The organism is Arenibacter sp. F26102 (assembly GCF_023015865.1).
In the GTDB taxonomy this organism is placed as follows: Bacteria; Bacteroidota; Bacteroidia; order Flavobacteriales; family Flavobacteriaceae; genus Arenibacter.
This window is the reverse complement of record NZ_JALKBC010000001.1, coordinates 392,076-406,855: the sequence shown is the minus strand read 5'-3', so window position 1 is coordinate 406,855 and position 14,780 is coordinate 392,076. Positions and strand designations below refer to the sequence as shown.

The 14,780-nt window shown below is 40.7% G+C and carries 10 protein-coding genes; 4 read left to right on the top strand and 6 right to left on the bottom strand.

Translation table 11 applies throughout. The features are described 5' to 3' along the window. The first annotated feature begins 104 nt into the window (after positions 1–104). The 3 genes from MWU78_RS01640 to MWU78_RS01630 all read left to right on the top strand — a co-directional run bounded on the left by MWU78_RS01640 (position 105) and on the right by MWU78_RS01630 (position 4,559). Positions 105–1,148 (top strand): Gfo/Idh/MocA family oxidoreductase, encoded by a 1,044-nt coding sequence (locus MWU78_RS01640; RefSeq protein WP_246994354.1) that lies wholly within the window; start codon positions 105–107, stop codon positions 1,146–1,148. Positions 1,149–1,468: 320 nt separating this feature from the next. Next, complete coding sequence (locus MWU78_RS01635) at positions 1,469–2,914, top strand: tagaturonate reductase (RefSeq protein WP_246994352.1); 1,446 nt, start codon at positions 1,469–1,471, stop codon at positions 2,912–2,914. Between the two features lie 34 nt (positions 2,915–2,948). Further along, positions 2,949–4,559: an altronate dehydratase family protein gene (locus MWU78_RS01630; RefSeq protein ID WP_246994350.1), complete on the top strand. Its 1,611-nt coding sequence runs from the start codon at positions 2,949–2,951 to the stop codon at positions 4,557–4,559. Positions 4,560–4,622: 63 nt separating this feature from the next. Here the strand turns inward: MWU78_RS01630 and MWU78_RS01625 are convergent, their stop codons facing one another. The 3 genes from MWU78_RS01625 to MWU78_RS01615 all read right to left on the bottom strand — a co-directional run bounded on the left by MWU78_RS01625 (position 4,623) and on the right by MWU78_RS01615 (position 7,679). Next, complete coding sequence (locus MWU78_RS01625) at positions 4,623–5,660, bottom strand: LacI family DNA-binding transcriptional regulator (protein ID WP_246994348.1); 1,038 nt, start codon at positions 5,658–5,660, stop codon at positions 4,623–4,625. Positions 5,661–5,958: 298 nt separating this feature from the next. Then, positions 5,959–6,666, bottom strand: a complete 708-nt coding sequence (locus tag MWU78_RS01620; protein WP_246994346.1) for a LytTR family DNA-binding domain-containing protein — start codon at positions 6,664–6,666, stop codon at positions 5,959–5,961. Next, positions 6,663–7,679, bottom strand: a complete 1,017-nt coding sequence (locus MWU78_RS01615) for a histidine kinase (RefSeq protein ID WP_246994344.1) — start codon at positions 7,677–7,679, stop codon at positions 6,663–6,665. Before MWU78_RS01615 ends, MWU78_RS01620 begins: the two co-directional genes overlap by 4 nt. A 212-nt stretch (positions 7,680–7,891) precedes the next feature. Between MWU78_RS01615 and MWU78_RS01610 the strand changes: the two genes are divergently transcribed. After that, positions 7,892–10,273, top strand: coding sequence for an outer membrane beta-barrel family protein (locus MWU78_RS01610; protein WP_246994342.1), 2,382 nt, complete (start codon positions 7,892–7,894; stop codon positions 10,271–10,273). 146 nt (positions 10,274–10,419) lie between these two features. Here the strand turns inward: MWU78_RS01610 and MWU78_RS01605 are convergent, their stop codons facing one another. The 3 genes from MWU78_RS01605 to MWU78_RS01595 all read right to left on the bottom strand — a co-directional run bounded on the left by MWU78_RS01605 (position 10,420) and on the right by MWU78_RS01595 (position 14,767). Continuing rightward, positions 10,420–11,460: a family 43 glycosylhydrolase gene (locus MWU78_RS01605; protein WP_246994340.1), complete on the bottom strand. Its 1,041-nt coding sequence runs from the start codon at positions 11,458–11,460 to the stop codon at positions 10,420–10,422. A 198-nt stretch (positions 11,461–11,658) separates the two neighbouring features. Beyond that, on the bottom strand, positions 11,659–13,248 hold the full coding sequence (locus tag MWU78_RS01600) for a hypothetical protein (protein ID WP_246994338.1): 1,590 nt from the start codon (positions 13,246–13,248) through the stop codon (positions 11,659–11,661). A gap of 25 nt (positions 13,249–13,273) precedes the next feature. Then, positions 13,274–14,767 carry a sulfatase gene (locus MWU78_RS01595; protein WP_246994336.1) on the bottom strand — a complete coding sequence of 498 codons (1,494 nt, stop codon included), beginning with the start codon at positions 14,765–14,767 and terminating at the stop codon, positions 13,274–13,276. Between the last annotated feature and the right edge of the window lie 13 nt (positions 14,768–14,780).

Below are 14,780 nucleotides of genomic sequence, written 5' to 3'. Positions count from 1 at the left end.
ATTGATCCCGCACACCCCTATTTGAAACAAAACTAGCTGAAAAGGTAAAATTTTAGGCAGTTGTTATCTAAAACCTATAAATTAGTATACTTAAATTTAAGCCTATGAAACCTATAAATACAGCCTTATGCTCTTTTGGAATGAGTGGATTCGTTTTTCACGCCCCATTCATTGATGTACATCCCGGATTTAATTTATACGGGGTTTGGGAAAGAACAAAAAATAATGCCCAAGCCAAATATCCCACTGTAAAAACTTTCCGCCGTTTGGAAGATATGTTGGCAGATAAAAATATAGAATTGATAGTAGTGAATACACCAAGTGTAACGCATTACGATTTTACCAAAAAGGCCATAAATTCAGGGAAAAACGTAATTGTAGAAAAACCCTTTACGGCAACTGTGGCACAGGCTGAAGAATTGATCCAATTGGCCAAGGAGAAAAAAGTAACCCTTTCCGTGTATCAAAATAGAAGATATGACAGTGATTTTAAGACCGTGAAAAAGATATTGGATGAGGGCTGGCTAGGAAAAATTGTGGAGGCAGAGATCCATTATGATCGTTATGACCCAGTTCTCAGTTACAAAATACACAAAGAAACCCCAACAGCTGCAGTCGGAGGTTTATACGACCTGGGCTCTCATTTAATTGATCAGGCATTGGTTTTGTTTGGCATGCCAAATGCCATATATGCCGATATGGACACCTTTCGCCCCAATTCCAAAGTAGAGGATTATTTTGATGTAAAGTTGATTTATAATACACACCGGGTAACATTAAAATCCAGTTATTATGTTCGTGAGGTTTTACCGGGAAACATACTGCACGGAACCAAAGGCTCGTTTATAAAATCCAAAGCCGATGTACAGGAGGCTGCCCTGCAGGCAGGAAAAATACCAGGTACACAGGACTGGGGTGCAGAATTGGATAAAGAAAAAGGATTGTTGCATACGGAGAAGGATGGTAAAATTATCAGGGAATACGTCCCTACTTTAAATGGAGACTATATGGCGTATTACGAAGGTATCTACCAAGCTTTAAGAAATAATAAGTCGGTCCCAGTATCGGCAACAGATGGCATGAACGTGATAAAAGTAATTGAGGCGGCAATTAAAAGCAACAAGGAAAAGAGGGTCGTAGAATTATAGATAGGGACAAATTCATAAATTTTGATTCAAGTCATTTGCAGTCTCTGGAAAAACCCTGGTGTTGAAAACGACCATCAATTCATGTAGACCGTTGGTATAAGGGAAGGGCCTCAAGCTGAATACCTTATATTTTCTTGACTCGTATCACCTTCAATCAAAATAAAAACATAGGAACCAGGATCGAAAAAATTGGATATAAAATAAATTATACTACATTTGTGCAATCGATTACATTATTGCATTGGGACGCACCTAAAAGCTCATAGGCGCATCCCATAGGAAAATCGGTTTATGCCATAATAACATTATACAAAAGTAATATGCAACCATTAAACAGAAAAAACACCAATTTAGAGTCGACCCCACCAATTAAGATCGTACAATTTGGAGAAGGAAACTTTTTAAGGGCATTTGTGGATTATGCTTTCCAAAAATTAAACCAGGAAGCTAATTTTGATGCTGGAATAGCGGTGGTCCAACCTATTGAAAGAGGTTTGGTGAAAATGCTTAATGATCAAGACGGACTTTATACCCTGTTTTTGAAAGGAATTCAGAAGGGCAAGGAAATTCAGCATAAAGAGCTTATTACCAATATTGTAAAAGGAATAGATCCTTACAGCAATTTCCAGGAATATTTAAGTTTGGCCAAGGAGGAGGCCCTGCAGTTTATTATTTCCAATACTACGGAAGCCGGTATTGCTTATGTTGCCACTGATACTTTGGACATGCAGCCACCAAGTTCATTTCCGGCTAAATTAACAGTGCTATTGTATGAACGTTTTAAGCATTTTAAGGGTAATGCCAATAAAGGCCTAACCATAATTCCATGTGAGCTGATAAATCATAATTCGGACGCCCTAAAGGAAATAATATTGAAGTACTCCGATGACTGGAAACTGGGGGAAGACTTTAAAAAATGGCTTACCACACATTCCAAATTCCATAACACCCTGGTAGATCGTATAGTACCGGGATACCCAAAGGATGAAATTGAGGATTACAACGCCCAACTCACCTATAAGGACAATTTAATAGTAGCTGCAGAAACATTTTTACTTTGGGTCATTGAAGGGGATGAGCAACTTAAAGAAAAATTACCCTTCCATAAAACAGATCTGGATGTTAAGATTGTAAAGGACATGCAGCCCTATAGGACTAGGAAGGTCCGAATATTAAACGGTGCACATACCTCAATGGTTCCTTTTTCTATTTTATATGGAAACACCACTGTAAAGCAAACCGTAGACAACGACTTTACCGGCTCGTTTGTGAACAATGCCATTTTTAATGAAATTAATCCCACACTTCCAATGGCCAAGGAAGAACTGGACAGCTTTGCCGAAGAGGTTTTGGATCGATTTAGAAATCCGTTTATTATTCATAACTTATCCAGTATTGCTTTAAATTCAATTTCAAAATTTAAGGTAAGGGTATTGCCGAGTTTATTGGATTACATAGACATTCATAAAAAGATCCCTACCAACTTAACCTTCTCTTTTGCTGCGCTAATACGTTTTTATAAGGGAACCTGGAAAGGAGAGAATTTACCGGTTAATGATAGTGATGAAATAGTGGAAGCATTTGCCCAAATCTGGAAATCCAATAATTATTTGGAAATCGCTAAAAGAACCTTGAGCAATACTTCATATTGGGGGGAGGATTTAACCCAGGTTGAAAATCTTACCGAAGCAGTTGCCCTAGCCTTGGAAGAAATTGATACGAATGGTATTGAAATGGGTTTTGCCAATTACAGTAACAGGTTTTAAACCATTAGAGTAAAAATAATTAGAGTTTGATAAAATGAAAAGTAAAATTATAAAGGTAAATTCATCGGACAATGTTGCCGTTGCTTTGGTTAATTTAAAGGCGGGGGAAGTAATTACATTTGAAGGTGAGGAAATTACTGTATTATCCGATATAAAATCGAAGCATAAAATTGCCTTGCAAAAATTTGAATCCGGAGATCGCATTATTATGTACAGTGTTCTCGTGGGAAGCGCCAATGGCATTATAGAAAAAGGAGATGTTTTAACCACTGAAAATGTAAAACACCAAAGTGAAAAAGTACATGGAAAAACCGAAACCATTGGTTGGACCGCTCCCAATGTGGAAAAGTGGAAAGACAAAACATTTCTTGGCTATCATAGGGAAGACGGACAGGTAGGTACCGAAAACGTATGGCTATTTTTCCCATTGGTTTTTTGTGAAAACAGAAATATAGAAATCTTAAAGGAAGTTTTTGAAAAAGAGCTTTTAAAGCAAAAAGTGAATCCCCATCAAATGTTGCTTCGTTCCTTGGTGAACAACACTGCGGAAGAAGTTTCGGTTGAAAACAATTCAAGTAATGTATTTGACAATATTGATGTAAAATTTATAACCCACCCAGGGGGCTGTGGCGGTATAAGACAAGATTCCGAAAGTTTGGCCAAATTATTGGCGGGTTACGTAAATAACCCAAATGTGGCTGGAGCCACAGTATTGAGTCTGGGTTGCCAAAACCTTCAAATAAGTGTTTTTAAAGATGCCTTAAAATCCATTAATCCCAACCTAAACAAACCAGTTCTTATATTTGAGCAGCAACAAATGGGAACAGTAGATGAGATGTTGTCGGCCATTGTCAAGGAGTCCTTTGAAGCCATTAAAAAGGCAAATAATGCAGAACGTAAACCTGCACCATTGTCCAAATTACGGGTTGGCCTGGAATGTGGCGGATCTGATGGCTTTTCAGGTATATCCGCAAATCCCACCTTGGGAGCAGTTTCTGATTTATTGGCTGCCTTGAATGGTACTGCCATACTATCCGAATTTCCGGAACTATGTGGTGTGGAACAGGAATTGGTAAACCGATGTGTGGAAGATGACAAGGGTCAGAAATTTTTAAAGCTAATGAAGGCCTACGAAAAGTCGGTGGTGGATGCCGGTTCTGGCTTTGACATGAACCCTTCGCCAGGAAATATTAAAGACGGCTTAATTACCGATGCCATGAAATCTGCCGGGGCCGCTAAAAAGGGAGGTACCTCCCCCATTCAAGACGTTCTGGATTATGGCGAATACATAACCAAACCTGGCCTGAACCTTTTGTGTACTCCTGGAAATGATGTAGAAAGTACTACGGCCATGGTAGGTTCAGGAGCCAATGTTGTCTTGTTTACAACAGGATTGGGAACACCTACCGGGAATCCTATTGCTCCGATTATTAAAGTATCTTCCAATACGGAACTGATGGAAAGAATGCCCGATATTATTGATATTGAAACCGGAGCGGTAATACGAGGTGAAAAGACCATTGAGGAAATGGCAGGAGAAATGTTGGACTTTATAATCGAAGTAGCCAGTGGAAAAATTCAGACCAAAGCCAAATTATTAAATCAAAATGATTTTATTCCTTGGCGTAGAGGGGTGTCTTTATAATTTTTTTTGGACTATTGACCTAATTAGCAAATAATGGAAGGTTGAAGAATTGAAATAATTTCTTTAACCTTCTTTATGTTTTAATGAAGATTTTCTAATAATCAGTTGGGGTGTCAACACCACGTTTTTAGTTGTTTTAGTTTCATCAGTATTGCTTACTTCTTCCAAAAAAACCTGAGCGGCGGTTCTTCCCATTTCCAGGGGAAATTGATCTACCGTCGTAATGGTGGTTAGTTCCATAAATCTGGTAAAGGGTTCATTGGAAAAACCTACAACGCAAATATCCTCTGGAATATTAATTCCACTTTCCTTTATTTCCTGAATAGCGCCCAAAGCAGCAAAATCACTGGATGAGAATATAGCATCAGGTGGTGTTTCCATATCCAGAAGTAGCCGCGCGGCTCTTCTACCATCAAGAACGTTGCTCTGTGTCTCAATCACCAAACTTTCGTCGAATTCAATTCCATTATCGGACAAGGCCTGCTTATAGCCCAAATATCTATTCCTAAATATTTCAAAATTCCGATCGTTGGACAGGTGTGCTATGCGGTTGCAACCTTGGTCCAACAAATGTTTGGTAGCATCGTAACCACCTTTAAAATCATCTATGGTTACAGAACTGATCCCTTTTATATCCTTCTTCCTATCAAAAAAGACCAATGGCGTTTTTTTATTCTTTAAAAGTTTATTAAACCCCTTATTTTCCTCTAGATTGGCATTGGAAATAGACATTAAAATGCCATCTACCTGCACATTTACAAGCGAATTTATTTTTTCGTTTTCTATATTTTCCTGGTTGTGGGTCTGACAGATTATTACGTGGTAACCCTTAGGGTACAATTCTTCTTCAATACCACGTATAACCGATGAAAAGAAATTACTATCAATTCTTGGAACAATGACGCCTACATTATAACTCTTGCCGCTTTTTAGGGCCAAAGCCAACTTATTCTGCTCATAATTCATTTCCAAGGCGGTCTCCAGAACCAGTTTGCGCGTATTTAAACTTATTTTGGTATTGTTGTTTAGAGCCCTAGAGACGGTTGCAGCGGTGAGACCAAGTTTTTCCGCTATGTCATATATGGTCGTTTTCTTCTTCATGAATTATTTAACTTGGTACTTATAACAATACCACAATTGTTCGTTGAAAATTGATAACTTAGTTTCCTATTTAATCTAGGTTTTGGTGCAAAATTAAAGCAAATATATGCAATGGGCGTATATTCCATTTCCCAACTTCTATTGGACTAGTGTCTTCCTTTTAAAGAGCCTTTTTGTATAACCCTGGCAAGATATACTATTTTGACTATTGGATTGTAATCGATTGCAATATATGTCCTAAGTCTAATTTGGAAACCATGCTTAAGGCGCTATAGGTACAATCGTCTTTCGTTAACCGTTACTTCAAGTACTTTTCTACAAAGCCTTCCTTAAATGCTCGCCCAATAGGTACATATGTATCTTGGTCAAAAAAGATGCGGTTGCCCGATACTTTCTCGATTTGTCGGGTATTCACAATATAGGATTTATGTACCTGTGTAAATTGATCTGCTGGCAAGGTCTGCAGCCAATACCGTAAGGAATGGGAGGTTAAATGTTTTCTTTCTGCAGTATAAATTTCGGTGTAATCCGCTTCGGATTGGATATAAAATATATCTGCAACGGCTATTTTAAGGTGCTCATAGCCCGACTTAATAAAAATTACCTCTGGAACAGACTTCCTCTCCAAATCCTTTTCCAAGGAAGATGCATGCACATTAGGCACAGGAACTTTGGACACGGCCATTACAAATCGTTCAAAAGAAAATGGCTTTAATAAATAATCCAACACATGATATTCATAACTTTCCAGTGCGTATTCTGAAAAAGCCGTTGTTAATATCACATGAGGTTTTTTGGTCAGAGCCTTTAAAAAATCCATCCCTGAAATCTTGGGTAAATGGATATCCAAAAAAATAAGGTCTACCTCTTCGGATTTTAGATAATCCATAGCCTTTAGTGCATCCGCGAAAGTAGCCATAAGCTCCAAACTCTTCATTTCGCCTATATACTTTTGTAGTACACGCTGTGCTGGAGGTTGGTCTTCTATGATGATGCAACGGATCATACGCTCTCCTTATTAAGATCAATGTTCAACTTAACGGAATAGGTGGTATCTGTTTCCTCTATTGATAAACTATGGGCTCCAGGATAAATAAGCCCTAAACGCTTTTTAACATTCTGAAGGCCAATACCGCGAGAAAGGTCATCTGTATTGGTTTCACGCCGAAAGGAATTGGCACATTCAAATTGTAATAGGCCATTTTCAGTTACTTTGATATCTACGCTGATAAATATATCCTCCGATTGGCTTGCGGTACTGTGCTTAAAGGCATTTTCCACGAATACCGTCAATATTAATGGTGCAATTCGGTATCCCGACCCTGTAATATCTGTTTTAAAATCTACAGTTCCCCGATTTTCTATTTGCAGTTCACTTAATTGGGTATAGTTTTTCAGATGCTCTATTTCCTTGGATAGGGGCACATATTTTTCCTTACAATCGTACAACATATACCGCAATACCGAGGATAGTTCCAAAATTATGGTAGGTGTTTTCGGGGAATTATCAATGGCATAAGAATAAAGATTATTTAAGTTGTTAAATAAAAAATGGGGATTGATCTGTGATTTTAAAAATTGCAGTTCATTTTCCTGGGCCGACATTTTTAACTTTTCCACTTCGCTTTGGGAACTTATGGCATCCCAGGCAAACTTGAATCCCGACAAAATGCCTATCACCGGCAAAACATCGAAGACGGCATAATAGATCCCAGGGACAATTCTTGCTCTTTTGGTTCCTGGATAAAAGACCAGTTCCAGAAGTTCCTCGGCCCAAATAACACCAAATATTACCAAAACTACCATTCCCAAGAACTGCCAATATTTTTTTCGATATAGTAATTTTGGCATCAGAAAGTAGGTAATAAAAGCAGCAAAAATAGTGTAGACCAAAAAGAATACCAGTTGGGCGAATGTAATCCCCGGATTGTTCTTGTCAAAGGAATAGAAAAGCAGCACCAAGATATGGAGAACGACTTGAAAGAATAGTTCCTCTCTGGAAATCATGGCTTTTTTCATACTCCAAATCTAAGCTATTGCCCCCGTTTCAAAAAATAGTGGTACGCCAACGGCCAAATTAAACCCCTAAACAGCGTATGCCCTACATAAAAACTACGGGCTGTCGTTCATTGGAATACTTTTGTCGTTCACAGAAAAAACCCCTTCCTTCTCATTAAAAAAATGAATCTTTGTTATTCTTACTATTCCAATTTAACACAATGAAGGAAGTCATGAAAAAAATATTGGTACAAGTGTTAACCGCCTGTTCATTAATGCTCTATTGCCCTACAGCCATTGCGCAACAAGGCACAGTAACCATAAAAGGAACTGTAGTGGAGGAATCCAGTGGACAGCCCATTGCCTATGCTACGGTAATGGTAGGCAATAACCAAACCAAAAAGCCAATTGAAGGTACCACAACCTTGGATGACGGCAGTTTTTCTCTTGAGACCGATGCTTCCGATTTTTATATTGAGGTGAGTTTTTTGGGCTTCAAGACCAAGACTTTTGGAGCACCACCAACACCAGGTAAAACCATAGATTTAGGGAAGGTTGCCCTTACAGAGGATGCAGAACAACTACAGGAGGTAGTGGTGCAGGGAGAAGTTTCTCGTACCGAATTTAAATTGGACAAACGCGTATTCAACGTAGGCAAAGATCTAAGTACCACTGGGGCAAGTGCCTTGGAAGTTTTAAACAATGTACCTTCCGTTAACGTTAACATAGAAGGCCGCATTAGTCTTAGGGGGAGTCAAGGAGTACAGATTCTCATCAATGGCAAGCCATCTATCATTGCTAGTGAGGAAGGAAATGCCTTGGGTACCATTACAGCGGATATGATTGAAAAGATCGAGGTAATGACCAATCCTTCAGCCAAATATGACGCTGAAGGTACATCGGGCATTATCAATATAGTCCTGAAAAAGGAGGAACGAAAAGGCCTCAACGGTTCCATCTCGGTGAATACTGGTGCCCCGGATAGCCACAGCGTGGGAGTGAGCCTAAACAGAAGAACAGAAAATTTTAACCTGTTCACCCAACTAGGGGTAGGCCTACGGGATATGCCCAACGACCTTGAAACGCGTAACGTAGATCTAGTAAACAACACCACCATTCTTAGTAACGGTACCGAGTACAGGAATGAAACCTACTATAATTTCGTCCTTGGCACGGATTATCACATTAATGATAACAACGTTCTAACTCTCTCTGGAAACTTTGCCATGGAAATAGAGGACCAACCCTCCAACACCAGTTTTGTGGCTTTAGACTCCGACAATGCCATTAGTTCGGAATGGGAACGAACCGAAGTTACAGACGCAAAAAATCCAAAATTTCAATACGAACTGCAATACAAAAAGGATTTCGAGAACCATGAGGACCATACCCTGCTTTTTAGTGGCCTGGGAAATTTCTTTGGGAAGGACCAATCCTCCGAATTCTTGAATACCACCATCTCGGGGGATGACAACGATAGCAGACAGCAGACTAGAACCGATTTTAAAGAAGCTATATTCACCTTTAAACTGGATTATACCAATCCAATTACTGACGAGTGGACCGTGGAAACAGGGGCACAATATGTTATGAACGACGTAAGCAATGATTACGAGGTAAATAATTTTACCAACGGTGCCTTTGTTAACGACCCCGGCCTGACCAACGTTTTTGAGTTCGACCAAAAGGTGCTAGGTGTATACGGTACCGGTTCCTATGAAGGAAAAAAATGGGGCATAAAGGGAGGCTTGCGCTTGGAACAGACCGATCAGAATACCTTGCTTGTCACCACAAGCTCGGCCAACGATCAAAAATACGGTAATTTTTTTCCCAGTCTTCATAGCTCCTATAAATTTAGCGACAGAGTTTCCGTTCAAGCTGGTTACTCCAAACGTATTTACCGACCAAGAATGTGGGATTTGAATCCCTTTTTCAACATCCGGAACAATTATAGCGTACGCCAGGGTAATCCCGAATTACAGCCGGAATTTACTGACTCCTATGAGATCACCAGTATATATATTTTGGGCCCTGCAAGCATCAATTTTGGGGTATATCACCGTTATACCACAGACGTAATAGAGCGTATTACTACCTTCGAGAACAATGTAAGCACCTTTAGACCGGAAAATATTGGAACCAATAAAGCTACTGGAATAGAATTCAATGCGAAATATAGTCCTGCCAAATGGCTGACATTGAACGGGGATTTTAATTTCAATCAATTTCAAAGGGATGGCATCTTCGAGACCACGGTTTTCGATTTTAGCAATGAGCAATGGACTTCCAAGCTAATGACAAAAATTAAACTTCCATCCGATTTTGATTTGGAAATGACAGGCAACTACCAATCCAGTTACCAAACGGTACAAAGTGACGTTAGTGATATGCTTTTTATGGATTTGGGACTACGAAAAAATATAATGAAAGGCAAAGCCGTTCTCAATTTAAGCGTAAGGGACCTTTTCGCCTCCAGGGTGGACGAGAGCCAAATTGCCCAGGCCAGTTACGAGGTTTACAATCGCCGTCAACGAGGCACATTTGTAGCCCTCGGCTTTAGTTATGGCTTCGGTAAGGGAGAGGCCATGCAGTATTCTGGGCAGCGTAGGAGATAACCTAAGTCCTAGTTATTGTGTCAACAAAAAAATCCAACCTATTCAACTAGGTTGGATTTTTTTGTTTGGACGGTCAAGAACGGTTTTGGTATAATTTTCCAAGTCCCAAAGAGCTCCAAATAATATTTGTGAGGATTCCTGCCCTCTTAATTCATTTGAAATCGCTCTAGGTAAACGACTCCTTTTTTGCCCTTTATAGAAATACCCCAGCCCGGAATTTCCTTGGCCTGGTTCCCATCCTCCAAATGTGGTCGATAAAGGCCTGGAGCTATTGGAATCTTCTTTAGATTTTCTTCCAATGGGGAAAAGTTAATGCCGTCCTTGGCCCAATGTATGGTTTTGCTAATAGATGCCAGGGAGGCTACTCCCCCGTTGTGGTTCCAGATCAATACTTCATGCCCCTTATCAATCAAGGGCTCTGGGTGCTTTTTATAAGGCCCTTCTGGTTGGTCGGCCAAAGCAACCCCCATTTTAGTGAGTCCTGGCCCTTTTTTTCCGTGAACAATAGAGCGACCCTTATAGTATAGCCATATTTTATTGTCCTTTACCAACAAACTGGCATCGTCTATCCTAAAACTATCAAAATCCTCGGGCACCTCACTAACCTCCAAAATTGGATTGTTTTTGACCCTAACGAAAGGACCGTCGGGACTGTCGGCAACGGCCAGGCCAATGGCGGTAAAGTCGTTCGTTGAATTGTTTTCAAACTCTTTTTTTGCATTGGCGGGAGTGGGTTGTACGCCTGTATAGTACAAATAATATTTTCCATTATAAGCCAATATATTGGGGGTAAAAACAGAATGGCTGTCAAATTCGCCAGGCGCTCCTACATCCAAGGCCATGCCCTGCTCCTCCCAGGTATGCCCATCATCTTTGGAGGTAGCGTACCAAATGGTTGCCCAATACCCTGCCGTTGTTGGTCTATCCATTCTAGAATACCAAACATAATAGGTGTCCCCTACTTTTATAACATCACTATTGTCCCGCCTGTTATAAAGACTATCTATTCCAATGCCGGGAATCTCCTGATAGGTAAATGCGGTAGTGGCTGCCTGGGATTGACTTGCAACTTCTTCCACTTCTTTTGGTTTTTCCTCGCTTTTGGACTTACAGCTTGCCAAAAATAGTATTGCCATTGCCGTGCAAATATTGAATACAAACAGGTTTCTTTTAATGGATCTTTTCATTCGCTTTTACGTTTATTTCTGATTATTAGTATTTTAAATTTCAATATTCTGTATTAAACCCAATTTTTTCATCTCCCAATATCCTTTCACTGATTGATGCCCTTCCCTTCAACTCCACAATAAATTCTAATCATAAGACCAGCATCCCTACCTTCCGGTTTCAACAAGAATGGTATGAAACGGGCAAGATACCCTAACTTACCTATCAAAAGCAAGCACTACTTTGTCTAGAATTGGTATTGATTCGTTTTCAGTTGTATCTGCAACTCTAACTTCAAATTGGACGCCATACCCCTCTGGTAGCCCTGAAAGGTCCACCGTAGCAGGGATTCTTTCTATCTGTTTGGCAAAACCCTCTATATAATCGTATTGTTCCTTTACCACCTGCCAATCGCTCCAATGATCAATTGCACCATCGTTGGTGGTATCCACTCCAACCCGTACTTCTACGGTTTCTACCCAGGGGCCATCGCTAACGTAATCGGTATCCATTTGAGTCACCAAATGAAACTTGCCCTCGGCAAATATGATGTCCGGATCTGGGTGTCCTTGACCAATATTGCCACAGAAGGTAAAGGGTTTATTGATGTCGTCCGAGGTAAACCAAGCGACACTCATGCTTTCCCTTCCGTGTCCGCCCGCTGGGTCAAAATCGGCAAACAAATAATACTGCCCCCCAATAGAGATCGATGCCCAGTCTCCATAAGCATTCTGCTCCGGTTCGTGAATTTCGTATTTGGCAAAAGCACGCGTTTCCCCGGCTTTAACCTTATGTTGGGGAACATCTACCTCCGCTTTTTTTCCGGGATATCTATCAGGATCCTCGGCATGCCAGTGCGGATGTACATATTCAGCAAATTTTCCGGTTGGTTTGGTACGCTCATCCACTGGCGGGTCCAATATTTCAAAATCCTTGGTACCGTCCTTACTTACTGCATGCAGCGCTAAAGGAGAATCCCAGGCATGGGTGGATGCATCAATAGGCGACCAATCTTCTACAATTAAATGAAAATTACCATCCAAATCGCGAATCACGGCACAGTCCGACCCATGGGTAGGGTCGTTAAAAGCCATACCCATATTCATACCCGGTATACCATCGGTTAAATCCTCATCTATATAAAGATGTGGATCTTGATCGTTTGGAAAATCGTAATACAAGTACAACTTGCCATCTACATATTCCGCAGTGGTTACCCATTTTGAAAAACTTTCGGATACAGGGCCATGGTGCACCCAGTTTACCATATCCTTGCTCTGCCAGGCGTGATATCCGCCTAAACTTGGTTTTAAACCACCTGCTGCGTCAAATTGGTTTTTATAAGGTGTAGTGCTTAATTTAATATCGAACCCTTCCAGGGCAGCCTCCTCCGCCTTAAATACCCCTTCTTTCTGACTTTTACTTTTGTTATATCTCCCGAACATCCAATAATTTCCTTCGCCAAATTGCAAGGCTACCGGTGCATCACCAAGATTGGAGGGGCCCAGGTTGGGAACCGGTTCCCAGTTGAGCCAATCGGGCGACTGGGAAAGTGAAATAGATTTAACCGATTGCTTTTTATCAAACCTTTTTAGGGTACTCCTAAAGGTTGCCACGCTGTCTGTGGGTTTTAGCTTGCCTTCAGCAATATCCATATTGGTCTGTTGGGCCATGCTCCCTTGCCAGTCCTCCTGGGAATCTATGACCCATTCCCCGAAGCTAATTATGTCCGACTTCTTTTTATTATTACACCCAATGACTAGAGATAATAAGAATACTGCCCATAAAACTTGTAATTGTTTAACCATATCTATCAAATAATATTTTTTTACTCTAGAACTCCAAGGTTGATGCCGGCGGAAGCGGCACGTTATTGTTTTTTCGCCAAGTCATTAGTTCACCCAACAATTGGGAAGCTATTTCAGGATTATTTTCCGCCAAATTATGAGCTTCCTTTAAATCTTTATCCAAGTCGTACAACTCTACCTTACCATCGTTTAAATACTGGATCAGCTTCCATTTATCCTTTCTGATTATGGAACAGGGCGGATTTTTATAGGTACTTGCCACGTGCCAAAATAGTGCCCGCTCTTTCAACGCAGTGTTTTTAAACAAAGGCAGCAAACTTTCCCCATCAAGTTTTCCGTTATAATCCTTCACCTGGGCCAAGTCCAAAAATGTGGGAAAATAGTCCATTCCGCAAATGGGCGTTTCCGATACCCCGGGGACAACATGACCTTTCCAATTTACAAAAGCGGGCACCCTTAGGCCACCTTCGTAAATGGTTCCCTTGGCCCCTCGCAAGGTATTTGTACGGCTTTGCAAGCCATTAAATCCGTTATCGGAAGTGAAAATCACTATGGTATTTTCCCTCAACCCCTCCCGATCCAAATAATCAAAAATGCGTTTCACATTTTCATCTATGGAGGCTATCATGGTGGCGTAGCCGGCAATTTCCTCACGGTTATTTTCCCCTTGACCTGTTATGGAATCAGCCGCTTTGCCCATAAATTTCTGAAACGACTCCTTGTCTCTTGGCACTGTAGGACGATGCGGCGCATAATAATGAAGGTTTACAAAAAATGGTTCTTTTTTGTTACGCTTAATAAAATCGATGGCAACCTCCGTCAAACGGTCCGTCAACCATTCATCATCTTCCTTATCCCCAATAAAAGGATTCTTGAAAGGGGCCTTATAACCACCGCTTTCAGATTTATAGCCTTCCGTATACCCACGGGCAGGATCGCCCCACCAAGTGCCTCCTACGTTCTCATGAAAGCCCTTTCCCAAAGGATAGTATTTTTGAATATCGATGGATAAGTGGTCTGCCAACCAATCCAAGTTTCCGTTATCAGGTTGCTTTAAGGGTTTTTGAAACGGATAATCTTTTTCCTCTTCTGGATTGGGACCTACCACATGCCATTTTCCCAGGTGGATGGATCGGTAACCCGCATTTTTTAATGGCTCTACATACATGGTATGTTCCAGGCCAACCGTCCAACGCGAAAATATATTGTGTTGGTTATCGCCTTTTTCCAATACCGGGACATTGTATATTCCCGTCCTAAACGACTGTTTGCCTGTCAATAAGGCTGCCCGTGAAGGAGAACAGCTAGGGTACATATAGGCATTGCTAAAAACAAGGCTTTCCCCTGCCAGCTGATCAAGGTTGGGGGTTTCAAACCAATTGCTCCCCATAAAGCCAACATCTTGCCACCCTAGGTCATCTGCCATGATGAAAATAATGTTTGGCTTCTTTTCTTTTTCACAAGAAGACAACATCCAACAACAGAGAACGACCGCTATCGCCTTTTTAATAGTTTCCATCCAAATCTACTTT